The 25,315-nt window shown below is 65.5% G+C and carries 24 protein-coding genes; 9 read left to right on the forward strand and 15 right to left on the reverse strand.

Annotated elements, in window-relative coordinates; all coding sequences use genetic code 11:
- Positions 1 to 98 precede the first annotated feature (98 nt).
- The 4 genes from AU198_RS16460 (at position 99) to pe (ending at position 7,561) form a co-directional block, all read left to right on the forward strand.
- A complete protein-coding gene (locus tag AU198_RS16460) occupies positions 99 to 1,520 on the forward strand; it encodes a condensation domain-containing protein (protein ID WP_064349485.1) in 1,422 nt (473 codons plus the stop codon).
- Between the two features lie 27 nt (positions 1,521 to 1,547).
- On the forward strand, positions 1,548 to 4,556 hold the full coding sequence (locus AU198_RS16465; RefSeq protein WP_064349287.1) for an MMPL/RND family transporter: 3,009 nt from the start codon (positions 1,548 to 1,550) through the stop codon (positions 4,554 to 4,556).
- A gap of 60 nt (positions 4,557 to 4,616) precedes the next feature.
- Positions 4,617 to 6,356, forward strand: coding sequence for an AMP-binding protein (locus AU198_RS16470; protein ID WP_082691060.1), 1,740 nt, complete (start codon positions 4,617 to 4,619; stop codon positions 6,354 to 6,356).
- Positions 6,357 to 6,424: 68 nt separating this feature from the next.
- Entirely contained in the window at positions 6,425 to 7,561 is a 1,137-nt protein-coding gene (gene pe / locus AU198_RS16475) for an acyltransferase PE (protein WP_064349291.1), read from the forward strand.
- 12 nt (positions 7,562 to 7,573) lie between these two features.
- On the opposite strand, the gene AU198_RS16480 is transcribed toward pe, so the two are convergent.
- Entirely contained in the window at positions 7,574 to 8,248 is a 675-nt protein-coding gene (locus AU198_RS16480) for a GAP family protein (RefSeq protein WP_064349293.1), read from the reverse strand.
- 180 nt (positions 8,249 to 8,428) lie between these two features.
- Here AU198_RS16480 and AU198_RS16485 point away from each other — a divergent pair, with 180 nt between their 5' ends.
- Positions 8,429 to 8,914 (forward strand): flavin reductase family protein, encoded by a 486-nt coding sequence (locus AU198_RS16485; protein WP_064349295.1) that lies wholly within the window; start codon positions 8,429 to 8,431, stop codon positions 8,912 to 8,914.
- A gap of 56 nt (positions 8,915 to 8,970) precedes the next feature.
- Here AU198_RS16485 and AU198_RS26465 read toward each other — a convergent pair whose 3' ends face one another.
- The 5 genes from AU198_RS26465 to AU198_RS16505 form a co-directional block, all read right to left on the reverse strand.
- Positions 8,971 to 9,132, reverse strand: a complete 162-nt coding sequence (locus AU198_RS26465; protein ID WP_197416132.1) for a hypothetical protein — start codon at positions 9,130 to 9,132, stop codon at positions 8,971 to 8,973.
- 246 nt (positions 9,133 to 9,378) lie between these two features.
- A complete protein-coding gene (locus tag AU198_RS16490; RefSeq protein ID WP_064349299.1) occupies positions 9,379 to 10,131 on the reverse strand; it encodes a succinate dehydrogenase/fumarate reductase iron-sulfur subunit in 753 nt (250 codons plus the stop codon).
- The gene (locus AU198_RS16495; RefSeq protein ID WP_064349300.1) at positions 10,128 to 12,077 is read right to left on the reverse strand and encodes a fumarate reductase/succinate dehydrogenase flavoprotein subunit; all 1,950 of its coding nucleotides are present in this window, start codon (positions 12,075 to 12,077) and stop codon (positions 10,128 to 10,130) included. The genes AU198_RS16490 and AU198_RS16495 overlap by 4 nt, the downstream gene beginning before the upstream one ends.
- 33 nt (positions 12,078 to 12,110) lie before the next feature.
- Positions 12,111 to 12,950 carry a succinate dehydrogenase subunit SdhC gene (gene sdhC, locus AU198_RS16500; RefSeq protein WP_064349302.1) on the reverse strand — a complete coding sequence of 280 codons (840 nt, stop codon included), beginning with the start codon at positions 12,948 to 12,950 and terminating at the stop codon, positions 12,111 to 12,113.
- Between the two features lie 45 nt (positions 12,951 to 12,995).
- Positions 12,996 to 13,289, reverse strand: coding sequence for an Rv0250c family protein (locus AU198_RS16505; protein ID WP_064349304.1), 294 nt, complete (start codon positions 13,287 to 13,289; stop codon positions 12,996 to 12,998).
- Between the two features lie 111 nt (positions 13,290 to 13,400).
- On the opposite strand from AU198_RS16505, the gene AU198_RS16510 reads away from it, so the two are divergent.
- Both AU198_RS16510 and AU198_RS16515 read left to right on the forward strand, forming a co-directional pair.
- Positions 13,401 to 14,159 (forward strand): isocitrate lyase/PEP mutase family protein, encoded by a 759-nt coding sequence (locus AU198_RS16510; protein WP_064349305.1) that lies wholly within the window; start codon positions 13,401 to 13,403, stop codon positions 14,157 to 14,159.
- 28 nt (positions 14,160 to 14,187) lie between these two features.
- Positions 14,188 to 14,481, forward strand: a complete 294-nt coding sequence (locus tag AU198_RS16515) for a hypothetical protein (RefSeq protein WP_064349307.1) — start codon at positions 14,188 to 14,190, stop codon at positions 14,479 to 14,481.
- 54 nt (positions 14,482 to 14,535) lie between these two features.
- On the opposite strand, the gene AU198_RS16520 is transcribed toward AU198_RS16515, so the two are convergent.
- Positions 14,536 to 14,970 (reverse strand): Hsp20/alpha crystallin family protein, encoded by a 435-nt coding sequence (locus tag AU198_RS16520; protein ID WP_064349308.1) that lies wholly within the window; start codon positions 14,968 to 14,970, stop codon positions 14,536 to 14,538.
- Positions 14,971 to 15,180: 210 nt separating this feature from the next.
- On the opposite strand from AU198_RS16520, the gene nirB reads away from it, so the two are divergent.
- Both nirB and nirD read left to right on the forward strand, forming a co-directional pair.
- Positions 15,181 to 17,736 (forward strand): nitrite reductase large subunit NirB, encoded by a 2,556-nt coding sequence (gene nirB / locus AU198_RS16525; protein ID WP_064349486.1) that lies wholly within the window; start codon positions 15,181 to 15,183, stop codon positions 17,734 to 17,736.
- A complete protein-coding gene (gene nirD / locus AU198_RS16530) occupies positions 17,733 to 18,080 on the forward strand; it encodes a nitrite reductase small subunit NirD (protein ID WP_064349310.1) in 348 nt (115 codons plus the stop codon). Before nirB ends, nirD begins: the two co-directional genes overlap by 4 nt.
- An 84-nt stretch (positions 18,081 to 18,164) precedes the next feature.
- Here nirD and AU198_RS16535 read toward each other — a convergent pair whose 3' ends face one another.
- The 8 genes from AU198_RS16535 to AU198_RS16570 form a co-directional block, all read right to left on the reverse strand.
- Positions 18,165 to 18,845, reverse strand: coding sequence for a sirohydrochlorin chelatase (locus AU198_RS16535; protein WP_064349311.1), 681 nt, complete (start codon positions 18,843 to 18,845; stop codon positions 18,165 to 18,167).
- Positions 18,842 to 19,990, reverse strand: a complete 1,149-nt coding sequence (locus AU198_RS16540) for a uroporphyrinogen-III synthase (protein ID WP_064349313.1) — start codon at positions 19,988 to 19,990, stop codon at positions 18,842 to 18,844. The genes AU198_RS16535 and AU198_RS16540 overlap by 4 nt, the downstream gene beginning before the upstream one ends.
- Positions 19,991 to 20,176: 186 nt before the next feature.
- Positions 20,177 to 20,746 carry a GNAT family N-acetyltransferase gene (locus tag AU198_RS16545; RefSeq protein WP_082691061.1) on the reverse strand — a complete coding sequence of 190 codons (570 nt, stop codon included), beginning with the start codon at positions 20,744 to 20,746 and terminating at the stop codon, positions 20,177 to 20,179.
- Positions 20,747 to 20,755: 9 nt separating this feature from the next.
- Entirely contained in the window at positions 20,756 to 21,649 is an 894-nt protein-coding gene (locus AU198_RS16550) for a 5-oxoprolinase/urea amidolyase family protein (RefSeq protein ID WP_064349315.1), read from the reverse strand.
- Complete coding sequence (locus tag AU198_RS16555) at positions 21,646 to 22,335, reverse strand: 5-oxoprolinase subunit B family protein (RefSeq protein ID WP_064349316.1); 690 nt, start codon at positions 22,333 to 22,335, stop codon at positions 21,646 to 21,648. The genes AU198_RS16550 and AU198_RS16555 overlap by 4 nt, the downstream gene beginning before the upstream one ends.
- A gap of 75 nt (positions 22,336 to 22,410) precedes the next feature.
- Positions 22,411 to 23,112: a queuosine precursor transporter gene (locus AU198_RS16560; RefSeq protein WP_064349318.1), complete on the reverse strand. Its 702-nt coding sequence runs from the start codon at positions 23,110 to 23,112 to the stop codon at positions 22,411 to 22,413.
- A 12-nt stretch (positions 23,113 to 23,124) separates the two neighbouring features.
- The gene (locus AU198_RS16565; RefSeq protein WP_064349320.1) at positions 23,125 to 24,042 is read right to left on the reverse strand and encodes an ABC transporter substrate-binding protein; all 918 of its coding nucleotides are present in this window, start codon (positions 24,040 to 24,042) and stop codon (positions 23,125 to 23,127) included.
- Between the two features lie 13 nt (positions 24,043 to 24,055).
- Positions 24,056 to 25,168: a YeiH family protein gene (locus AU198_RS16570; protein ID WP_064349322.1), complete on the reverse strand. Its 1,113-nt coding sequence runs from the start codon at positions 25,166 to 25,168 to the stop codon at positions 24,056 to 24,058.
- Between the last annotated feature and the right edge of the window lie 147 nt (positions 25,169 to 25,315).

Genomic DNA, 25,315 nt, shown 5'->3' on the forward strand with positions numbered 1-25,315 from the left:
CTTCCGAGGTTCGGTCAACGTCCAGCGCCCGCGCTCAAAGCGGGGGTATGTTGATCCAGCACGGCTGGTGGTCCGCAGCCGAGCGGGAGGACGGCGTTTTGCGCATAGGCAAGATCACAGTTGGCGCACTTGACGAATGGTCCCTGAAGCCGGGCACCGTCACCTCTTGGCATCCGACGGCCTCCGCCCAGGAAAAGGCACGGCGAGCGCCGGTCAGCGCGGTGCCGATCAGCTACATGCAACGCCAGCATCTCCGCAATTACTGCGAACGGACAGCCGCAGGACTGAACTTCTCCCGGCAGATCATTGCGAGCTGCGACGTGGTGGGGCAGTGCGATATCACGGCGATGGATCACGCCGTCAACGCCTATCTGCGCCGGCACGACACTTTCCGCAGTTGGTTCGAAAGCACCGACGAGGGGGAGTTCGTCCGGCATGCCCTCGAGGATCCCGCCGACATCGAGTTCATGCCCGTTGATCACGGTTACCTGACTGTCGACGACATACACGCTCATGTGGTGGGCATACCGAGCCCACTGGAATGGGCCTGCTTCACTTTCGGGATCATCCAGAACGAGGACTACTTCACTTTCTTCGCTGCCGCGGATCACGTCCACGGAGACGCGACATTGATCGGCACGACCATGTTGGAAGCAAATGGCATGTATTCGTCGTTCAATGAGAATGGAACTGCGCTCACACTTCCCGATGCCGGTAGCTTCGACGATTTTTGTGTCCGCGAGCGCGAGCGCACGTCGGCCTTGACTGTGGATTCGCCGGAGGTCCGGGCTTGGATCGATTTCGCCGAAGCCAACGACGGCGGCTTCCCGGAATTCCCGCTTCCACTCGGTGATCCACTCAAGTCGAGCAGCAGTGACATGATGTCGGAAATCCTCATGGACCCGGCTCAGACGGAGCGCTTCGAATCAGCTTGCACGACCGCCGGCGCGCGCTTCATCGGCGGCTTGTTCGCTTGCCTTGCCCAGGTCGAACACGAGATGACCGGTACCCTCACCTATTACGGGCTCACTCCGCGGGATTCGCGAAGCGCGACGGACAATTTCATGACGCAAGGATGGTTCACTGGCCTGATTCCCATCACCGTGCCGATTGGTGCTGCGTCCTTCGCTGACGCCGCCTGGGCGGCGCAAGCGGCCTTCGACTCGAGTCTGAATATGGCGAAGGTGCCGTATTACCGCGTTCTGGAGTTGGCGCCGTGGCTGAGTTGGCCCCGGCCGAATTTTCCTGTCTCGAATTTCTTTCATGGCGGCGCCGCTCCGCTCAACGCTGTTCTGGCGGCCGCCGACATGGGGCTGGCGAACAATATCGGGATATATCCGGATGGTCGTTTCTCGTATCAACTCACTATCTACATATTTCGCTACGGCGAAGGCACGGCGATGGCGCTCCTGCACCCTGATAATTCGGTCGCGAGGAAATCGGTCGCCCGTTATATGAACACGATGAAAGCGGTGTCGGGAATGGTCGCCGACAGCGGGAACTGGGGGGGTGTCGCATAGCGTGGAGCGGCGGGGGGTGAGAGAGATTTGCGGCGGCTAGCCCATCTCGTCGTGCGGTGGCCCTGGGTGGTGATCGGGGTCTGGCTCGCGATGGCGCTCGCACTGCCGCTGGCACTCCCATCCCTCGATGAGATGGCCGAGAAGCATCCTCTCGTCATCCTGCCCAACGATGCACCGTCGAGCGTCACCGCCAACAAGATGGCCGAGGCTTTCGACGAGTCGGGCTCGGACAACCTCTTGGTGATCGCATTCATCAACGAAGCCGGGCTGGTGCCCGACAATGAGACCACGTACCGCAAGGTGGTCGATGCGCTGCGCGACGACGTCACCGACGTCGTGTCGGTGCAGGATTTCCTGAGCACGCCCCAGTTGCGCCCCTTTCTGACGAGCGAAGACAAGACGACCTGGGTACTGCCGGTCAGCCTCGAGGGCGAGCTGGGGACCCCGCGCGGCTTCGAGTCGTTCAATCGGGTGTCCGACGTCATCAATCACAACGTCGGCGGGAAGGGCGTCACCGGAGCCCTCACCGTCTACATCACCGGTCCCGCAGCGACCGTCGCCGACCTCACCGTCGCCGGCCAGCACGATCGCCTGCCGATCGAGGTTGCGATCGCTGTCCTGGTCCTTAGCGTGTTGTTGCTGGTTTACCGCAGCTTGGTCACCATGTTGCTGCCATTGGTGACCATTGGATCGTCGCTACTCATCGCGCAGGCCGCGGTAGCCGGCTTCTCCGAGCTGACCGGTTCTGGCGTCTCGAACCAGTCCATCGTGTTCCTCAGCGCGATCATGGCGGGTGCCGGAACCGATTACGCGGTCTTTCTCATCAGCCGCTTCCACGACTATCTGCGGACAGGTGCCGATATCGAGCGAGCGGTCACGGCCGCACTGATCTCGATCGGCAAAGTGATCACCGCATCTGCGGCCACGGTGGGCATCACCTTCTTGCTGATGAGCTTCACTCAAATGGGAGTGTTCAAAACAATAGGGGTGTCATCGGCGATCGGGATCGGTGTTGCCTTCCTGGCGGCGTTGACCCTGCTGCCGGCGATTCTGATGATCGCCGGACCGCGCGGTTGGGTCAGACCGAGGCGCGAGCTGACGGCGCGGTTCTGGCGGCGCTCAGGTATTCGGATCGTGCGCCGACCCGTGCCGCACCTTGTTGCCAGTCTTCTCGTACTGATCCTTTTGGCCGGCTTCGCAATGTCCGCGCGGTTCAACTATGACGATCGCAAGGCCGTGGCGGCGTCGGCGGCGAGCTCGGTCGGGTACGCGGCGCTGGAACGTCATTTCCCCATCAGTCAGTCCATCCCCCAATACATCCTTGTCCAGTCTCCGCATGACCTACGCACACCACGAGGCCTCGCGGACTTGGAGCAGATGGCATCGCGCATCGCCCAACTGCCGGATGTTTCTCTCGTCAGCGGTGTCACACGCCCGCTGGGAGAGGTCCCCAGGGAGTTCCGGGCCACTTTCCAGGCGGGACTCGTCGGTGACCGGCTGTCCGCCGGCTCCGCCCAGATCGCGCAGCGCACAGACGACCTGGACGAACTGGCAACCGGCGCGAACACGCTGGCCGACTCCCTGGTCGACGTTCGTGCCCAGATCGATTCCATCGCACCGAGTATCAGGAGTCTGCTGGAGACGGTCTCGTCGGTGAAAACCCAGTACAGCGGCGACACTTTGGTGCGGTACGTCGAAATCGCAGCCAAGCTCATCGACAGCCTCAACAAGCTCGGGACCGCCTCGGGCATGAGATTCTCCGCCGTCGAGGACATGTTCGCCTGGATGGGACCCGTCCTGTTCGCGCTCGATGGCAACGCGGTCTGCGATGCCGATCCGTCGTGCAGAGCCACCCGCGCCCAGTTCCAGCGCGTGGTGGATGAAAGCAACGACGGAAGCCGAAACCAGATCAATCAGCTGGCGGGCGAGTTGCAGAGCGTCGAGAACGACCAGGCCTTCAAGGCCGCGATGAACAAGCTCAACGGTGCGCTCACCGCCGTCAGCGAGGCGGTCAGTGAAATGGGGCTGGACAAACCCGGCGGTATCGAGGAGGGTCTGGCCGATCTGCAAAATGGTGCCGACCGGCTGGCCGGGGGAAGTCAGCAAGTGGCCGACGGAGTCGACGAACTGGTCGAACAGATCAAGTTGATGGCCACAGGCCTCGACCAGGCTTCGGCTTTCCTGATGACGATGCGGCACGACGCAGCGGACTCATCGATGGCGGGGTTCAACATTCCGCCCCAGGTCGCAAACTCGGTGGAGTTCAGGAAAGCCGCCGAGGCTTTCGTCTCGCCAGACGGCCGCTCGGTGCGGTACTTGGTGCAGACCAAACTCAACCCGTTCAGTTCTGAGGCGATGAATCAGGTCGACGTGATCAATGACGTCGCCCGCGGGGCCCAGCCCAACACTGCCCTCGCAGACGCGTCGATATCGATGGGCGGATTTCCCGCCGCTTTGCGGGACACCCGCGATTACTACCAGAACGACATCCGATTCATCATCCTGATGGCCCTCATCGTCGTCCTGTTGACGTTGGTCGTGCTGTTGCGTTCGATCGTCGCTCCGCTTTATCTCGTCGCTTCGGTCGTGGTCTCCTATTTCGCGGCAATCGGTGTAGGCGTATTGACGTTCCAAGTGATACTCGGCGAGGAATTGCATTGGAGCGTGCCACCACTGGCCTTCGTGGTGCTGGTTGCAGTGGGCGCCGATTACAACATGCTTTTCGTGTCGCGTCTGCGGGACGAATCGCCCCACAGCGTGCGTTACGGCGTCATTCGCACCTTGAGTTCGACAGGCGGCGTGATCACCGCGGCGGGCCTGATTTTCGCCGCCTCAATGGCCGGGCTTCTGTTCTCGAGTATCGGCACGGTGGTGCAGGGTGGTTTCGTGATCGGCGTGGGAATCTTGCTGGATACCTTCGTGGTTCGCACCATCACGGTTCCCGCCGTCGCTGCGTTGATCGGGAAGGCGAACTGGTGGCCCTCACGGATTCGACCGTCATCGTCGAGTACGCGTACGCCAGCCGAGGTCACCTAGCAGTAGCTGGTCCAGCGCTACAGGTCAGAATTGAAACAACAAGCGGAGCGGCCACGGACTGTGACTACCACGACCCAGTCGTCAATTCTGTCGATGCTGCACGGACGGGCCAGCCTGCGTCCCGACGACATCGCGTTCACGTTCACTGATTACATCGACGCCTCGGCGGTTGCCCAGAGTCTCACTTGGTCGCAGCTGGCACGGCGAACCACGAACGTGGCACATGAGATTCGGCGCCATGGCGCACCCGGCGACAGGGCCGTGATCCTTGCCCCGCAGGGTCTCGAGTACCTCCTGGCATTCCTGGGTTCTATGCAGGCTGGACTGGTCGCGGTGCCGCTCCCGTTGCCGCACCCCGGTTCGGGGCACGACAGAGTTAGGGCGGTACTCGCCGACACTGAGCCGTCGGTGGTCCTCACGACGTCGGCGGCCGGAGACCACGTCCGGGATTTCGTGAGTGAAACTCGCGACAAAGCCGCACCGCAGATCGTCGAGATCGATGCACTGAACCTGGAAGCCAAGAACGACTTGAGCGTTGCGCCAGACGAGTGGCCCTCCATTGCGTATTTGCAGTACAGCTCGGGCTCGACCCGGCTGCCGACGGGAGTCATGCTCTCGCACCGCAATCTCACGGTTAATTTCGAGCAGCTGATGAAGGGCTTTTTTGCGGACTCTCCACTTCCGCAGGACGCCACGCTCGTGTCGTGGCTGCCGTTCTACCACGACATGGGTTTGGTGTTGGGAGTCTGCGCCCCGATCCTATGCGGTCGTCGCGCTGCGCTGATGAGTCCCGTCGCGTTCCTGGAAAGACCCGCCCGATGGATACGTGCGCTGGCCGAAAACCCGCACGCGTGGTCGTCGGCACCCAACTTCGCCTTCGACCTCGCCGCCCGCAAGACCTCCGACGACGACCTGAATGGGCTCGACCTCGGCGGGGTGGTGGGCATCATCAGCGGAGCGGAGCGGGTCGAACCGGCGACATTGCATCGCTTCGTCGATCGATTCGCGCATTTCAATTTCCGCGATCACATGATGCGTCCGGCGTATGGGTTGGCGGAGGCGACGGTCTTCGTCGCGACGGGGACGTGGAGTGAATCGTCGCCGGCCGCTCACTTCGACTCGGAGGCGCTGGGTGTCGGCCGCGTTCAACCCTGCCGATCCGGGGAAGGGACGGGGCTGGTGAGGTATCGGATGCCCGTTTCGCCATCGGTTCGTATCGTGGATACCCAGACGCACCGAGAGTGTGCGTCGGACGTGGTCGGAGAGATCTGGGTTCACGGAGAGAACGTCGCCGAGGGCTACTGGCGCAAATCGCCCGCGGAGCAACGCTGTTTCGGCGCTACACTTGTCGACCCGTCACCTGGCACGCCGGACGGACCGTGGCTGCGCACTGGAGACCTCGGCTTCGCCTACGGGAACGAGTTGTTCATCGTCGGCCGCATCAAGGATCTGCTGATCATCCGAGGTCGCAATTACTACCCCGAGGATATCGAAGCGACCGTTCAAGAGATCACTCGCGGTCGCGCCGCGGCGATATCGCTTCCGGTGAACAGCACCGAAAAACTCGTCGCCGTCGTGGAACTCAAGACCCCGGGCGAGCTCGATGAGGCCGCGACACGTTGGCTGAGTGCCGTCAAGAGCGATGTCACCGCCGCGATAGCGACTGCGCACGGTCTAAGCGTGGCCGACCTCGTGCTGGTGGCTCCCGGGGCGATTCCCACGACGACGAGCGGCAAGATCCGTCGCTCTGCGTGTGCCGAGCAGTATCGCCGCAACGAATTCCATCGGTTGGACTCCTGAGGAGAAGGATGACTGGAGTAAGGTGCATTGCACTGAAGCCGGACAGGGCGGAGGCGTATCAGAAAGTCATGAAACGACTTCTCGCATTGGGCATCACGCTCGCCACGATTGGCGCGACGGGTTGTTTCGGAATCGGCATCGCTATAGCCGACGAGCCGCCGTTCGTACCGTCGACACCTGACAACCCGACGGACGTTCCGCTGCCGACGGGAACCCCGGGGAAGGGGTACGCCCTTGGCGGCGCCCGCGTGCTGGGCATCCCCTATGACGAATACATCATGCGTACCGGCGCCGACTGGTTTCCGGGACTGGACCGTCAGATCGTCGACTATCCCTCCGGGCAGGTGCAGGGTCACACCCTGGAAAGACTGTTCCCGGGCATCGGCCGACTCGACGACGAAATCATGCCCGGAGCGGGTCTCGACGGCCCCAGCGTGGCCGAATCGGTCGATGTCGGAGCGCCGAACGTCATCAATGCGATCCGGGAGGGCGGGCCCGGCACCGTGCTTGGGCTGTCCGAGGGCGCAATGGTGCTCAATGAAGTTCAGGCGCGACTCGCTTACGATCCTGCCGCGCCGCCCCCGGATCAGTTGACCTTCGCGATGTACGGCGACCCGGTGGCGCGGCACGCGTTCGGTGAGAGTTTTCTGACGCGGTCATTCCCGGTGGGAACCCTGACGCCGTTCCTCGACTATCGGGTCCCGCCTCCGGTGGAAAGCCAGTACGACACCTACCAATTCGTCACCGCGTATGACAGCATCGCCGACTGGCCGGACCGGCCGGACAACTGGATGTCGGTCATCAATGCGCTTGCTGGCCTCGCGTCCGGTCATACCTCGGTTGCATTCACCAAGCCGAGTATGGTCCCACCGCAGAACATCCGGACGACCGTCAACTCACGGGGAGCGAAGACGACGACGTACTTCATTCCCGAGGAGCACCTTCCGTTGGTGCTGCCGTTCAAGTATTTGGGAGTGCCCGAAGAGACGCTGCTCAAGCTCGATGCGGTGCTGAAGCCCTACGTGGATGCCGGATACTCGCGAGCAGATAATCCGCTGACGGCACCGATCACGGTGGCGCCGGGTAACGGGTATGACCCCGCGGCCGTCACCGCGCCCGCCACCCAGGCCGCTTTCGGCGGCGCAGCCGACCCTCTTTCGCAGATGCTCGCCGGAATGCAGTACGTGCTGAAGAACGCCCCTTAGCCCCGATCGCCGCTACAGGCCGGCGAACCCCGCTATGAGCAGCACGCCGCCCACCACCGCCAACAGCACGGAGACCCCGCGTCGGCCTTGTTCCCGTACCCAGTCGTAGAGCGCGGACAGTGTCGCGCGGGTGCGGGCCGGAGCGACCAAATAACACAGCAGAGGAATCTCCACGAGCGCGAACGCCACCACGTTGAACAGGATGAGTGCACCGAACTGGATGGTGGCCGCGGTCCCGGAGGCGACGATGAGTGCCAGCGCCGCCAGGTAATCGACCGACGGCAGGGCGATGCCGAGGCCCGCGACGCCCGCCGTCCACAGCGACCGGCTATCCAGCAGTTGCCTGGTCCGCTTCGTGAGGTTCGCCGACATCCGAGTCAGGGGACCAGGAGACGCGATGTCGCCGGAACGCCCGACGATCCCCGTGTACACCAACGCAGCATTGATCAAAACAACCGCGCCCACAACGATCTGCACCCACGGCAGCGTGGAATTCCCGGAGCCGAGCGGTGGTCGCAACACGAAAAGCACGATGACACCAACCGAGATGCCCATGACGAAACCACCGATGACGAACGTAAACAGCTGGAGTACGGGCCGCGGCCGATTGAGCATGACGACCGTCATACCGACTCGGAATGGCTCCAGGCTGACCGCGAGGGCCATCAGCAGGAGCGGGATCCACATATGTCGGTCGGAATCCGGCTTACCGGTCATCCGCGGGCGGCTGGAGCATGGACGTCAGGTTACCGGTCGGGCTCACGACGATTCCGTTCTTCGCCGGTGCCGCATCCACTGTCGATGGCGGTCCGGTGGGTGACCCATACGTGGCCGCCGTACGCGGTCGCGTGTGAAGATGGACGGGATATGAGCGCAACTGATCTCAGCCCGGCGACACTTCGCGAAGCGTTTGGGCATTTCCCGTCCGGTGTCATCGCGATCGCCGCGGAAGTGGAGGGAACCCGTATCGGACTGGCGGCGAGCACGTTCGTTCCGGTCTCGCTTGACCCGCCGCTGGTGTCGTTCTGCGTCCAGAACACCTCGGAGACGTGGCCCCGACTCAAGGATCTCCCGTCACTGGGAATCAGCGTGCTCGGCGAGGCCCACGACGAAGCCGCGCGAACGCTGGCCGCCAAGACCGGTGATCGCTTCGCCGGCCTGCACACCGTGTCGCGTCAATCCGGGGCGGTCTTCATCGACGGCACCGCGGTATGGCTGGAGAGCATGATCGAGCAACTCGTCCCTGCGGGCGATCACACGATCGTGATCCTTCGGGTTTGCGATATCACAGTGCATGCCGACGTCGCACCGATCGTGTTTCATCGCAGCACGTTCCGCCGCCTCAACGGATGATCCCGGTGCGCGACCCGTCGCCCAGCGAGCGGAAGCGCACCGAAATGTCCGTCGGATCAGGGTCGCGCGCTGAGCTCGTCGCGATACCCGGCCACCCGTCGCTCCAGCTCGTCGGCGTCGGCGATTCGGCCTTCCTTGCGGGCGAGGACCGCGCGGGTGCTGAGCTCGCGGATCGCGGTGCGAATGTCGTTGATGCTATGCGGGTGTCGAAGTGCCACGATGCAACCTTTCGTCGTTGATTGGCCGCTACCCGCAGGGTACCCACGTATCCCTGGATTTGTGTGGATGGCGGAGAGCCTTAACGGGTTCATCGCAAGCACCTGGCGCATGCGATCAACCCTTTAGTGAGGTTCCGGCTCCTAGCGTCGCCGGCTCAAGTTGTCTGTTCCGGCTCCTAGCGTCGCCGGCTCAAGCTATCTGTTCCGGCTCCTAGCGTCGCCGGCTCAAGCTATCTGTTCCGGCTCCTAGCGTCGCCGGAAGAGCTTGTCGCCGAGCCACACCACCGGGTCGTACTTGCGGTCGGCGGCCCGTTCCTTCATCGGGATCAGCGCATTGTCGGTGATCTTGATGTGTTCGGGGCAGACCTCGGTGCAGCACTTGGTGATGTTGCAGTAGCCCAGGCCATGCACTTCCTGTGCGTCTTCGGCGCGACGCTCGTGCACGTCGAGCGGGTGCATGTCGAGCTCGGCCTGACGCATCAGGTACCGCGGCCCGGCGAACGCCTCCTTGTTCTCTTCGTGATCGCGGATCACGTGGCAGACGTTCTGGCACAGGAAGCACTCGATGCACTTGCGGAACTCCTGTGACCTGTTGACGTCCTCCTGCGCCATCCGGTACTCACCGGGCTGCAGATCCTTCGGCGGCGTGAACGCCGGGATCTCCCTGGCCTTCTGATAGTTGAACGACACGTCGGTCACCAGATCGCGGATCACCGGGAAGGTGCGCAGCGGTGTCACCGTGATGACCTCGTTCTCGGCGAAGGTCGACATCCGCGTCATGCACAACAGCCGGGGCCTGCCGTTGATCTCCGCCGAGCACGAACCGCACTTGCCTGCTTTGCAGTTCCAGCGCACGGCCAGATCGCCGGTCTGGGTCTGCTGCAGCCGATGGATGATGTCGAGCACCACCTCACCCTCATTGACCTCAACCGAATAGTCCTGCAGCGCGCCGTCGTTGTCGTCGCCACGCCACACTCGCATCTTTGCCTGGTAGCTCATGCGTCTCTCCTAGACGAGTGGTTTGCGAGTTCTTCAGGGGTGAAGTACTTCTCCAACTCTTCGATGTCGATCAGCTCCAGCAGGTCGTCGCGCATCGGCACCTGGTCCTGGCGGGTGATGTCGATGTCGGGCACCACGGTTTCACCCTCTGCCCGACACACCAGCAGCGTCTTGCGCCACGAGGATTCCATCGACGGATAGTCGTCGCGGGTGTGCCCGCCGCGGCTTTCGGTGCGCTCCAGCGCGGCCTTGGCGATGCACTCGCTGACCAGGATCATGTTGCGCAGGTCGATGGCCAGATGCCAGCCCGGGTTGAAATGCCGGCCACCCTCCACCCGGACCCGCTTGTACCGCTCGCGCAGCTCCTTGAGCTTGTCGATGGCCTCGGTGATCTCGTCTGATTTGCGGATGATGCCGACCAGGCTGTTCATCGTGTCCTGCAGATCCAGCTGCAGGGTGTACGGGTTTTCGGCGTTGTCTCCGTTGGACGGGCCCTCGAACGGATGCAGCGCCAGCTTCGTCGATTCCTCGACCGCCGCATCGGACACCTTCGGGCGTTCACCGAGCGCGCGCACGTAGTCGGCCGCGCCCATGCCGGCGCGCCTGCCGAACACCAGCAGGTCCGACAGCGAATTGCCACCAAGCCGGTTCGAGCCGTGCATACCGCCTGAGCACTCACCCGCAGCGAACAGCCCCGGCGTCTTGGCCGCACCGGTGTCCGGGTCGACCTCGATGCCACCCATCACGTAGTGGCACGTCGGCCCGACCTCCATCGGCTCCTTGGTGATGTCGACCTCGGCCAGCTCCATGAACTGGTGGTACATCGACGGCAGCCGCCGCTTGATCTCCTCGGCCGGTAGCCGCGACGCGATGTCGAGGTAGACGCCGCCGTGCGGGGTGCCGCGTTCGGCCTTCACCTCGGAGTTGATGGCGCGGGCCACCTCGTCGCGGGGCAGCAGGTCAGGCGTGCGGCGCGCGGAGTCGTTGTCCTTGAGCCACTGGTCGGCCTCCTCGATGCTCTCGGCGTACTGGCCTTTGAACACCGCGGGGATGTAGTCGAACATGAAGCGCTTGCCCTCGGAGTTCTTCAGCACTCCGCCGTCACCGCGCACACCCTCGGTGACCAGGATGCCCTTGACGCTGGGCGGCCAGACCATGCCGGTCGGGTGAAACTGGACGAACTCCATGTTGATCAGCGTCGCGCCCGCGCGCAGGGCCAGCGCGTGTCCGTCGCCGGTGTACTCCCAGGAGTTCGACGTCACCTTGTAGGACTTGCCGATGCCGCCGGTCGCCAGCACCACCGCCGGTGTCTCGAACAGGACGAAGTTGCCGCCCTCGCGGTAGTAGCCGAACGCGCCGGCAATCCGATCGCCGTCCTTGATCAGGTCGGTGACCGTGCACTCGTGGAAGACCCGGATGCGCGCCTCGTAGTCGCCGAACTCCTCCTTGTCCTCCTGCTGCAGCGACACGATCTTCTGCTGCAGGGTCCGGATGATCTCCAGGCCGGTGCGGTCACCGACGTGCGCCAGGCGCGGATAGGTGTGGCCGCCGAAGTTGCGCTGGCTGATCCGCCCGTCCTTGGTGCGGTCGAACAGGGCGCCGTAGGTCTCCAGCTCCCACACCCGATCCGGGGCTTCCTTGGCGTGCAACTCGGCCATGCGCCAGTTGTTAAGGAACTTCCCGCCGCGCATGGTGTCCTTGAAGTGGACCTGCCAGTTGTCCTTCGGGTTCGCGTTGCCCATCGCCGCCGCGCAGCCGCCCTCGGCCATCACCGTGTGCGCCTTGCCGAACAACGACTTCGTGATCACCGCGACCTTCAGACCGCGTTCGCGTGCCTCGATGACCGCGCGCAAACCCGCGCCGCCGGCGCCGATCACGACGACGTCGTACGAATGCCGTTCTATACCCGATGAGCCGCTTGCGCGAAGAGCATCAGATTCCGCCATCAAATAAACCTCACTACCGTTTGGAAAAGGCTGTCAGCCAATGAATCTCAGGTCAGAGATGGCCCCGCTGGCCACCAGCATGATGTAGAAGTCGGTCAGCATCAGCGTGCCGAGCGTGATCCAGGCGTAGGTCTTGTGCCTGGTGTTCATCCTGCTGACCTGGCTCCACATCCAGTACCGGACAGGGTGTTTGGAGAAGTGCTTGAGGCGGCCACCGACGACGTGACGGCAGGAGTGGCACGACAGCGTATAGGTCCACAGCAGCACCACGTTGGTGACGAGGATGACGTTGCCCAACCCGAATCCGAAACCGTCGGGCGAGCGGAACGCCACGATCGCGTCGTAGGTGTTGATGAGCGAGATGACCACGGCGATGTAGAAGAAGTAGCGGTGCGTGTTCTGGATGACCAGCGGCAGCCGAGTCTCGCCCGTGTAGTGCGCCCGGGGCTCCGGCACCGCACATGCCGTCGGCGACTGCCACACCGAGCGGTAGTAGGCGCCGCGGTAGTAGTAGCAGGTCAACCGGAACAGCAGCAGGAACGGCAGCGACACCGCCGCATACGGCAGCCACCACACGTCGGGCAGGAACTGGCCGAAGTGGCTGGACTCCGGGATACACCCGGATTGCTCGGCGGCGTTCCACTTCGCGAGACACGGCGAGTAGAACGGCGTCAGATAGTGGTAGTCGGCGACGTAGTACCACTTCTGCATGAACGCCCGCACCGTGGCGTAGATCAGGAAGGCCGCGAAGCCGAGGTTCACGATCAGCGGTGACTGCCACCACCGGTCGGTGCGCAGGGTGCGTTGCGGGATCTCGGCACGGCTCGGCGAAAAGACGCCGGTCGCCTTGCGGTCGGCGGTGGGTGCGCTCACTGTTGCCTTTCGGTGTTGAGTTGTCCCGGTGCTCGGGGGTCCGCGTCAGCGGACGCCGCCGAGCCCTTCGTCGTCGACGCCGCGCCAGAAATCGGTGTCGTACTGGGTGTCCGGGATCGGGATGCGGTCTCCGGCGTGGTGGTGCACCACGCCTCGGGCCAGCTCCAGCTCTTCGGCGTCAATGTCGAGACGGTCGATGTCGTTGAGGATGCGTTCGGCGTCGTTGACGATGCGACGCGTCGCCGGGGTGTCCCCGTATCTCGACGCCAACGATGTCACGCACCGCCGCAGGCTTCCGATTAGCTCGTGCAGCTCGGCAAGTTCGGTAGTGCTGGACAATTGACCTCCTTGGGCTGAAGGGTGTCAGGCATCACAGTACGACACCCGATGCTAGCTACATCATGCAGTGCACCGTGAGACAGATCACGTCAAATCGAAGGAGACGGCACGATGCCCGACCAGGTCCTCAAAGAACGGGCCGACGCCCTGCTGGCCTTGCACGTACCGGGAAACCCGGTGATCCTGCCGACCGTCTGGGACGCCTGGTCGGCTCGGCTCGCGGTCGACGAGGGATTTGCTGCGCTCACCGTCGGCAGCCACCCGCTGGCCGATTCGGTCGGCAAACCAGACCAAGAGGGCATGTCGTTCGACGACGTGATCGCCCGCGTCAAGCAGATCACCGCGGCGGTCGACGTGCCGGTGTCCGTCGACCTGGAGTCCGGCTACGCCCAGACGCCCGCGCGACTGATCGAGGGCCTGCTCGAGGCGGGCGGCGTCGGGTTCAACATCGAAGACACCGTGCACAGCGAGGACGGCCGGTTGCGCTCGGCGACCGAGCACGCGGAGCTCGTCGGCGCGCTACGGGAGGCCGCAGATGCGACCGGCGTGCACGTGGTGATCAACGCGCGCACGGATCTGTTCCTGCGCCAGGACGGCGACGAGTCCGACCGCGTCGAGCGTGCGATCGCCCGATTGACCGAAGCCGCGGCCGCAGGAGCCGACGTACTCTACCCCGTCGGCCGACACGATCCGGATACGTTGCGGCGCTTGACATCCGAGTTACCTCTGCCGGTGAACGCGATCGGGCTGCCCGACCAGGACGACCCGGCGTCGTTCGGGCCGCTCGGCGTGGCGAGAGTCAGCTTCGGGCCGTTCCTGCAGCGCGCGCTGTCGGTTCAAGCCAAGGAGCTGTTGCAGCGCTGGGTTTAGGGACGGCGCTGGATCAAGGACGGGAGACATGCCCGACGACGATCTGAACTGGCAGGACGACCAGTCGCTGGTGCTGGCCGCCGGCGTGGTCGCGGCCGTGCTGGTGGCGATCCTGATCTACGCGGTGATCCGTACCTCGGACGCGGCGCGGGTGCCCGCCTCCGTGCCGCCGCCGGCCGCCACGTCGATTCCGCTGACGTACACCACCACGACGACGACCACACCCAGCTACACCATCCCGAGTGTCGAGACGACGGAAGTCAGGGCCCCGGAGCCGCCGCCGATCGACACGGCCCCGGCCCCCACGACGACCGTGGGCTGAGACGACGAGGCCGGTGGAACCTCTCGGGCTCCACCGGCCGGGGTGTCGGATTGCTTATTTGCTTTCGATCGCGATCCGCTGCGTCTCGCGGCCCTTATGGGCGTCGGCGATCCGCACCGTCAGCACACCGGCGTCGTAGTCGGCCTTGATGTCCTGGCCGGTGACGTGCTCGGGAAGCTTGAACGATCGACGGAACGACCCGTAGCGCACTTCGCGCAGCGTGCGGCCGTCTCTCTCTTCGGATCGCTCGTCGCGCCGCTCGCCGTGGATGACGAGGTAGCCGCGGTCGACCTCGACGTTCACGTCCTTCTCGACGTCGAGGCCGGGAAGCTCGACGCGGACGAGCGCGTCGTCGCCGTCCCTGACGATCTCCGCGGCGGGGGTGAACGCCCCCGTGGCCCAGCCCTCGGCGGTCGCGGGGCCGAAGAAGTCGCGTACCCACCGGTCCAGATCCCAGGCGGGACGAGTCCGTAATGCCAACGTGCTCATGTCTGTCCTCCTCGCTGCGGGACCGGCACCGCGCCGGTCACTCATCCAATAGAACTTGAGTCACCTACGCTCATGTTCCACGTGGGCGTTCGCCGACAGCGAAGCCACCGCACCGGTCTCACATCGGACGCCGGAGAATGTGAGCACACCGTGATCGCGGCTTCACACGAGGCGACATTGCGGCAATATCGGCTGCTTAGCGTCGGCGGCATGCAGTCAACGAGAAACGTGGTGGTGGTCGGCCACGGCATGGTCGGTCACCGATTCGTCGAGGCGCTGCGCTCCCGCGACGTCGACGGCCAGTGGCGGGTGACGATCCTCGCCGAGGAGGCCGACGCCGCCTACGACAGGGTCGGGCTCACCGGATACACCGAACACTGGGACCGCGCCCGTCTGGCGCTCGCGGGTAACGCCTATCCCGATGACGACCTGGTCGAGCTGCGACTGGGCACGCACGTGACGACGATCGACCGAACGACGAAGGTGGTGACGACCGCCGACGGCGCGCAGGTGCCCTACGACGCCCTGGTGCTGGCGACCGGATCCTATGCGTTCGTTCCGCCGGTACCGGGCCGCGACCTACCGGTCTGCCACGTCTACCGCACCCTTGACGACCTCGACGCGATCCGGGCCGGCGCCGACACGGCGCTTAGCTCCAAGACGCCGGTCGGCGTCGTGATCGGCGGCGGTCTGCTCGGGCTGGAGGCGGCGAATGCGCTGCGCGCGTTCGGGTTGAAGACCCACGTCGTCGAAATGGCGCCGCACCTGATGGCCGCGCAACTCGACGAGGCGGGCGGCGCGCTGCTGAGCAGGATGGTCAAGGGCCTGGGCATCGAGGTGCACACCGGTGTGGGCACCGAGAGCATCGCGCCGGCACAGCGCAACCGGCCGCTGCGCAAATCCGACCAAGACGACTCAGTGCGGTTGTCCCTCAACGACGGCAGCCATATCGACACCGGCCTGATCGTGTTCGCCGCCGGCGTGCGCCCGCGCGACGAACTCGCCCGCGAAGCCGGCCTCGACATCGCGCAGCGCGGCGGTGTGCTGACCGACCTGTCATGCGTCACAAGCGATCCCGACATCTACGCCATCGGCGAGGTCGCCGCGATCGAGGGCCGCTGCTACGGGCTGGTCGGACCCGGTTACACCAGCGCGGAGGTGGTGGCCGATCGCCTACTCGGTGGTGCCGCCGAGTTCCCGGAAGCCGACATGTCGACCAAGCTCAAGCTGCTCGGCGTCGACGTGGCCAGCTTCGGCGACGCCCAGGGCCACACGCCCAACTGCCTGAACGTCGTGGTCAACGACCCGGTCAAGCAGACCTACGCGAAGCTGGTGCTCTCCGATGACGCCAAAACGCTGTTGGGCGGAATCCTGGTCGGCGACGCCTCGGCCTACGGGGTGCTGCGTCCGATGGTCGCCAGCGAACTGCCCGGTGACCCACTGTCGCTGATCGCGCCCGCCTCCGAGGGCGGCGCACCGGGGTTGGGAGTCGGGGCGCTCCCCGACATCGCGCAGATCTGCTCGTGCAACAACGTCACCAAGGGCGACCTGAAGGAGGCGATCGGCCGTGGATGTGCCGACGTGCCCGGCCTGAAGAAGTGCACGCTGGCCGGCACGTCATGCGGTTCGTGTGTGCCGCTGCTCAAGCAGCTGCTGGAGGCCGAGGGCGTCGAACAGTCCAAGGCGTTGTGCGAGCACTTCTCCCAGTCGCGCGCTGAGTTGTTCGAGATCATCAGCGCCACCGAGATCCGCACCTTCTCCGGGTTGATCGAACGCTTCGGCACCGGAAAGGGTTGCGACATCTGCAAACCGGTGGTGGCCTCGATCCTCGCCTCGACGAGCAGCGACCACATCCTCGACGGGGAGCAAGCCTCACTGCAGGACTCCAACGACCACTTCCTGGCCAACATCCAGAAGAACGGCAGCTATTCGGTTGTCCCGAGGTCACCGGGCGGTGAGATCACACCCGAGCAGCTGATCCTGATCGGCGAAATCGCAAGGGATTTCGGGCTGTACACCAAGATCACCGGCGGTCAGCGCATCGACATGTTCGGCGCCCGCGTCGACCAACTCCCACAAATCTGGCGCCGCCTCGTCGACGGAGGCATGGAGTCCGGGCACGCCTACGGTAAGTCCTTGCGCACCGTCAAGAGCTGTGTCGGCAGCACATGGTGCCGCTACGGGCAACAGGACTCCGTCGACATGGCCGTCGAGATCGAGAAGCGTTATCGCGGTCTGCGTGCCCCACACAAGATCAAGATGGCGGTATCGGGTTGTGCGCGCGAATGTGCGGAGGCCCAAAGCAAGGACGTCGGCGTCATCGCCACCGAACAAGGATGGAATCTCTACGTCTGCGGTAACGGCGGGATGTCGCCCCGGCACGCGCAGCTGCTGGCCGGTGATCTCGATGACGAGACGCTGATCCGCTACATCGACCGATTCCTGATGTTCTACATCCGCACCGCTGACCGGTTGCAGCGCACGGCGCCGTGGCTGGAGGCGATGGACGGGGGCGTGGAGCATCTGCGCGACGTCGTCTGCAACGACTCCCTGGGCCTGGCCGCCGAATTCGAGGCCGCGATGGCCCGCCACGTCGAGGGGTACGCCTGCGAATGGAAGGGCGTGCTCGAGGATCCGGACAAACTGTCGCGCTTCGTGTCATTCGTCAACGCCCCCGACGTCGCGGATCCCACAGTCGAGTTCACCGAGCGGTCCGGCCGCAAGGTGCCCGTTCCCATCGGAATGCCGGAGGTACCGCAACGATGACAATTCTCAACGAGGTTCAGGTTTGGACCACGGCCTGCCGTTACGACTTCTTGATTCCGAACCGCGGCGTGGGCGTGTTGCTCGCCGACGGCAGCCAGGCGGCGCTGTTCCGTCTGGACGACGGATCGCTGCACGCGATAAGCAACATCGACCCGTTCTCGGGAGCAGCGGTGATGTCGCGCGGCATCGTCGGTGATCGGGGCGGCCGCCCGACCGTGCAGTCGCCGATCAAGAAGCAGGCCTTCGCGCTCGACGACGGCGTGTGCCTCGACGATCCCGAGGTTTCGCTGCCGGTCTACCCGACGCGCCTCACCGCCGACGGCCAGGTCGAAGTTCGCGGCTGACGCCTACTCCTCATTCGCGAAATTGCATTCCAGCAGCGAAAGTTCGAGTGAACACCTGCTGGAATGCCATTTCGCGGGCAAACCTCAGGCCACCAGCGGAACGCGGGCCCGGCGGAACCGGTTGGCGATCAACCGCACCATCGCCGGATGGGTGCCGAGCGGATCGGCGACCGCATCCGCCCCGCTGTCGCGCAACCTGTCCTGAAACAGTCCCTCGGCCAACAGGTACGAGGCCACCACCACCCTGCGCGCACCTGCACGACGTAACCGCGCCACCGCGTCGGCGACGCGGGGTTCGCCGGTGGCGGCATACGCGAGCTCGACCCGTTCGCCGATCACCGCCGACAACAACGCCGACGTCTGTCGCAAGTCCGACAACGCACCCGCATCCGATGTACCGGCCGCCGCCAGCACCACCGAATCACCTGGACGCCAACCGCATTCGATCAAGCGGTCCATGAGTACACGGGTCAGCGCCGGGCTGGGTCCGAGCGCCTCGGCCACGGTCACGCCGGGATGTCCACTGGCCGCGACATGCGCGGGGATGTCGACGTTGACGTGGTACCCGCGCGCCAGGAACGCCGGCACCAGGATCGTCCGATCGGTCAGCCTCTGCAGCACTTCACTCGGTGTCGGGCCGAGAACGTCGACGAACGCGACGTGGACCGCGGCGCCGAGCGCCGTCGACACCCGGTCGGAGAGGTTGCCGATCAGCGCGACACCGCTTCGTTTGCGGGTGCCGTGCGCCACCAGCAGATAGCTCATGGTGCGTACGCCAATCCGTCCTCGACCGCCAGGCGGTAACCCCGCTTGACCACGGTCGACACGATGTTCTTGTCGCCCAACGCCGTTCGCAGTCGCAACACGGCTGTTTCGACGGCGTGGGTGTCGGTGCCGCTTCCGGGCAGAGCCCGCAGCAGGTCGGCGCGCGACACCACCGCACCCGGGCGGTGGGCGAGCGCGCGAATCGTGGCCATCCCCGCCGGTGACACCGGCTTGACGGCACCGTCCACCAGAACACAGGTGCCGCGGATCTCGAGCAGGTGCCCGGCCACGCGAATGGTGCGCGAACACAACAGCGGAAGTTCATCGGTGATGTGACGGACCAACGCGCCCAACCGCATTCGCTCCGGCGCCGATGTCGGCACACCGAGCCGGACCAAGGGTCGGGCGGTCACGGGGCCGACGCACATGGCGTGCACGTCACCGCGGAAGGCGGCGATCACCCGGTTCTCCAGATCCATCTCTTTGGCCCGCAGCAGTACCGACGCAACAGCGGGCGCCGAGGTGAAGCTGACCGCGTCGAACTTCTCGTCGGCGATGCCGGCCACCAGCTGGTCGAAGTCGCCGTTGTGCGGAGCCGGGTGCCACCGGTAGACCCGGATCGGCACGACCTCGGCACCGGCCGCGCGCAACTCGTCGAGGAACTCGGGAAACGGGTCCCAGTCCTCGGTGGCTCCGTGCAACTGCACCGCGACCCGCTGCCCGGCGATACCGCCCTCGACGAGGTAGTGCAGCAGTTCGCGTAACGACTCCGAGTCCGGGGACCACTCCTCGGGCAGTCCCGCCGCGCGCAGCGCACCGGTCGCCTTGGGCCCGCGCGACACGACGCGCGCCTTCGCGAGCGCCGCAGTCAGGTCATTTGCCAGCCCCCAGCCGTCGGCCGCGGCGATCCAGCCGCGAAACCCGATGCCCGTGGTGGCGATGACGATGTCGGGCGGAACGTCGATCAGGCTTTCGGTGTGGGTACGCAGTTCGTCGTCGTCGGGCAACGGCACCATCTGGATCGCGGCCGCGCTGGTCACCGTCGCCCCGCGGCGGCGAAGTAGCGCGCTCAGCTCGTCGGCGCGCCGAGCGGAGGTGACGGCCACCCGGAATCCGGTCAGCGGCGCCCAGTCCGGCTCAGTCATGCAACCTGTGTAGGCAGCGCATGTTTCCAAGCGATTACTTGGTCATTTCCGAGGCGTGTCGGCACCGCCCGCAGCCTGCAGCCCTTCATGGACTCGCACGTTAACGACGCGTTATTGCGTCAACGTGCCGCGCGGTGACCCCGTCGTGAACTTCGCCTCACCCGGCAGTGCGCACGGGTGTGAGTCTCACCAGACGTCGCCGTCGCGCCAGTCGCAGGTGATCTCGGCGCTGGTGTCGAGTGTGACGCTGACCGGCAGCACGAGCAGCGCGTTGTCGTCGTCGGGAGTGCGGGTCAACCCGGCCGGCGCCAACACCGACGTCGGCCCGCGCCACGGCAACCAACCACGGGCGGTGTAGATGGGCCTGCCGGCCTCGGTCGCGCTGAGGGCTCCGAGCTGATACGCCCCGCGGATCACCTGCTCGGCGCCGTCCATCACCGCGCGGGCCAGGCCCTGCCCGCGCCAGTCCGCTCGCACCGCGACCGCTTCGACGTAACCGCACCGCAGCGCGGTGTTGCGGTAAAGCAGCCGCCGTTGCACCACCGCCGCGTGCGCGATCAGCGCACCGTGATCGAAGATCATCGCGTGCATGCCGCCGAGCGAATGCTCCCAGTCGACTTCGGTGAACTCACCTTCGAAGGCGTCGACCACCATGCGCTTGGCGTCCGCGCGGGTATTCGGGTCGAGGTCGGCGGTATGGATCAGCCGTGCGCTGTGGATGCGCACGACGGAAGTCGGTGGATCCTGAACATGCACACTGCTTTTCTACCAGCGCGGTGCGACCAACGGTCGGCGCGGCCGCGACCAATGCATCCGCACGGTTTGCCCGGGACGCACCTGAGCGACCTTGTCGATGTCCTCGTCGGCGACCACACCGATCACCGGGTACCCGCCCGTGACCGGGTGATCCGGCCCGAGGATGACGGGAAAACCGTTCGGCGGCACCTGAATTGCACCTCGTGTGGCGCCCTCGCTCGATAGTTGCCGGTCCGGCCAGCGGTATTCGAGCGGCATGCCGACCAACCGCATGCCGACGCGGTCGCTCTTGTTGGTCGCCTGCCAGTTCGTGCGGATCAGCACATCCGGGTCGACGAACCAGTCGTCGCGCGGCCCGGGCACTACGGTCAACTCGAGCACGTCGTCCTCGATGGGCGCGACCGGAGCCTGGTCGAGTTCGGGGAATTCCTCGGTGTGTTCGCCGACGGGCAGCACATCGCCCGCCCGCAGCGGCTGCGGGCCGATCGCCGACATCACGTCATACGACCGCGACCCGAGTACCGGCTCGACGTCGATGCCGCCGCGCACCGCCAGATATGTCCGAAGGCCCGAGCGCGGGGCGCCGAGCGAGATCACCTCACCGTCACGTGCGTAGTGGATGCTGTTGGTCCCGAACAACACTCCGTCGACGGACGGGTCAGTGTCAGCACCGGTGACCGCGATCGCGATATCGCCGCCGCGTACGCGCGCCGCCAGCCCGCCGAACGTCACCTCGATGGTGGCCCGATCGCCGGGGTTGGCCACCAGCCGGTTGGCCAGTGTGTGCGAGCGGCGGTCGGCGGCCCCGGAGCGGCCCACGCCCATATGCGCCAGACCGGGACGACCCAAGTCCTCGACCAGAGCCAACGGACCCGAGCGCAGGATCTCCAGCGTCGTCGTCATGACGGGACCGCCCGGAACTGGACCCACAAGCCCGACGTCAGCAGCGCCGGGTTGTCTCGGTTGGTGTCCCACAGCACCGCTTGATCTTTCGAGGTGCGGCCGATCAACTGCCAACCGCCGGGGGACTCGCGCGGGTAGACACCGCTGAACTCACCCGCCAGCCCGACGGCGCCCGCAGGCACCTTGGTCCTCGGCTCGGATCGCCGTGGCACCTCCAGGCGGCGGTCACCGCCGACCAGATAGGCGAAGCCCGGTGCGAAACCGCCGAACGCGACCCGCCACAGGCTGCCGGTGTGTGCGGCGACGACGTCGTCACGGCTCAGCCCCGTCAGCCGGGCCACCTCGTCGAGATCGGGCCCGTCGTAGACGACGTCGATGCTGAGGTCGGCGCGGCCGTCGGCCGGCGGTGTCAACTCCGCCTCCGGATCGGCGTCGATGCGTAAGCCGCCGAGACGCTGTCGCGTCGGCGCCTGGTACCGGGGACCCTCGAGTTTGACCAACACGGTGCGGGCGGCAGCCACGATGTCGAGGACACCGGGCAGGTCGGCCCGTCGGATCGCATCGGTCCACGCCAGCACCTCGGCGGTGCTGGCGAACTCGATCAACAGCGCCCGGTCCCCGTAATCGCGGATCGGGACGCCGTCGGCCCCTCGCACGTCACGTTCCCTCTCGGCTGTCACCGTCATACCTCAAAAATTACCCATGAGTAGCTTGCAATACGCCTGCTCTATACGGCTTGCCAGAGGAGTTTTAGCGGTGCCTCAAGCGGCGGGCCGATACGTCGGCTCGCGGCGCTTGATGAAGGCGATCACCCGGTACGTCACTGGCAGCACAACCACTTCCACCGCGGTCTTATAAACCCATCCAAGCGCCACGTAGATGGCGAAGTCGCGCCACGTGTTGATCCCGATGGCGGCCGCGGCGATGCTGCAGAACACCAGGGTGTCGGCGAACTCGCCGACGACCGTCGACCCGATCAACCGGGCCCACAGGTGCTTCTCGCCCACCCGGGCCTTGATCTTCACCACGACCCACGCGTTGAGCGTCTGCCCGACCAGGAACCCGGCCAGTCCCGCGATCACCAACAGGGTGAACGGTTTCATCACGGCCTCGAACGCGGCCTGGTTGGTATAGAAGTCGGCTGGAGGCAGCACGGCGGTGAGCCAGAACGTGAACGCCGCCAGCGCCTCCATGACGAACGCGATGTAGATCGCGCGCCGGGTGGCCCTGAACCCGTACACCTCCGACAACACGTCGCCGATGACGTAGGTGAGTGGGAAGACGACGAAACCGCCGTCGGTGATCAACGACCAATCCCCGATGATCGGGCCGAAGGCGATGCCCTTGGTCGCCGCCACGTTGGAGATCAGCACCAGTCCGGTGAAGACCGCGACCAGCGTTGGATAGTAGGCCGATCCCGTGGTCCCGAACCCGCGGTGTTCGGCCTCGGTGTCGGCTGTCACCGCGCAATCTTCTCAGGCCAGCGCTTGGGCGATGCGCGGCGGCAGTTGATCGGCCACCAGGGGATAGGACAGCGGTGAGGCGAACGCGATCGCGCCCGCGAGTTCCTTGCCGGTGAAGATGTTCGCCGTGCCGCGCTCGGCGATCTTCGGGTCGGCCAGCAGCGCCGCCTGTTCTTCGTCGGACTCCGTCGCCCAGATCAGCACGTCGGCGTCGAGACCGCCGGCGACGCTCAGGCCCATCGCGGTGAGGAACTCGGCGCGCCATGCGGGCGCCAGCGCTCGGGGTTCACCTCCGGACAGATGACCCTGCAGCAGCGCCGCCGTCCTGCCCGCGAAACCGGGATTACTTTCGGCGACAGCGATGAACCTGTCGCCGACGCCGACGATGAGCGCTTGCATCTCGTCGTGTTTGAACACCGCCTGCCCGATGGTGGTGGCCTGTTGTTTCCACGGCTCGAAAAACGCGTCGGCGCCCGATTGCGCGACGGTCGGTGCGATCTCCGACAGCGTCGTGTAGGTGTCCGAGTCGAGTCCGGCGTTGGTGGCGACGATGAGGTCGGGGTTGAGTGCGGCGATTTGGTCGACCTGGATGCCCTCGGCGAGGCTGAGCACGGCTGGTTGCGCGGAGCCGAGTTTCGGTCGAGCCCAGGGCCATACCGCGAACGGTTCGCCACCGAACCATTCGGTCACCGCCACGGGTACGACGCCGAGCGCGAGGAGGTCGTCCTGTCCGGTCAGTCCGGCGCTGACCACCCGCGTGGGCGGTGCCGGGATCTTGGTCTCGCCGAAGGCGTGCTTGACGGTGACCGAGCCGTCCTTGGCCACGGTGCCCGGCTTGTCCGAACCGCATCCGGCTGCGAATCCCGCGGTGGCGAGCGCCGCGCCCGCGCTCACCGTCAGGAACCCTCGCCGAGTCAGCCCCGTGGCCACCCGGCGAGCGTAGCTAACCGACCTGGAAGTTCCCGAACAACACGGCGGCCAGTCCGAGGGCCACGACGATGTTCACCACGGTCGCCGACGCGAACAACGCGATCGGGCGCCATCCGGCCTCCCTGAGTCCCTTGAGCGAGAACTCCAGGCCGATCGCGACGAACGCGAAGATCAGAAACCACGTCCGGAGATCGTTGACGGTGCTGATCGCCGATTTGTCGCCGCCCCATGCCAGATACAGGGTGCCGACGATCGACGCGGCGATGAAGCCGAGCACGAACTTCGGAAAGCGCTCCCAGAACTGCCCGAGCGACGGCCGGGCCTCTGCCGCCGATCGCCGTTCGACTTTCAGCGCGAAGTAGGCGGTGAGCGCGATGGCGACCACCCCGATCAGCGCGTTCTGCGTGGTCTTGACGATCGTCGCGATCTGCAGCGCGTCCTCGCCGGCGATGGCGCCGGATGCGGCGACGGCGGCGGTGGTGTCGATGTTGCCGCCGATCCAGGCGCCGGCCACCGCGTCGGAGAGGTTGAAAACGTCTGCCAGCCATGGCAACACGAAGATCGACGGTAGCGCGAACGCGATCACCAGGGACGCCGCGTAGGCGAGTTGCTCGCGCTTGGCCTGCACGGCGCCGGCCGCAGCGATGGCTGCGCTCACCCCGCAGATCGACACCGCCGATGCGAGCAGTGCCCGCAGTTTGTCCTCCAGGCGCAGCACTCCGCCCAGCCACCAGGTGAAGCCGAACACGATCGAGATCAGCAGCAGCGCCTGGACGATCGCCGGGCCCGCCGCGGTGACGAGCACCTTGAGGTTGATCGACGCGCCGAGCAGCACCAGGCCGGTCTTGATGAAGAACTCGGTGCGGAAGCCGCGCGCCAGTGCGTCGCGCAGGGCCAGGCGTGACAGCACGAAGTTGCCCAGTAGGCCCAAAGCGATGGCGTACACCGGGAACTCGATAAATTTCGCGACGCGCTCGAACGCGGTGTCGTCGGCCCACTGCGGCACCTGCGCTTCCAGGTAACGCGTGACGACGCCCAGCGCAAGCACCACGAGCACTCCGGCGACGGCATAGCGGACCCCGGAGGTCTGCTGCTTCGGAGCGGTCGTAGTCGTCTGTTCGGTCACGGGATCACGCTGCCCGGGATCGCGCCCACCAGGACGAGCGCGAGCAGCGAAAGGCCGACAATGACGGCGAGCCAGTCCTCGTTCATGCGCGGACCGTACGTCGGACCCTGCGCGCGGGCATCCGTTGCGATCAGCGCGAATCGAACC

It is taken from the genome of Mycobacterium sp. GA-1199 (genome assembly GCF_001500045.1).
Lineage (GTDB): Bacteria > Actinomycetota > Actinomycetes > Mycobacteriales > Mycobacteriaceae > Mycobacterium.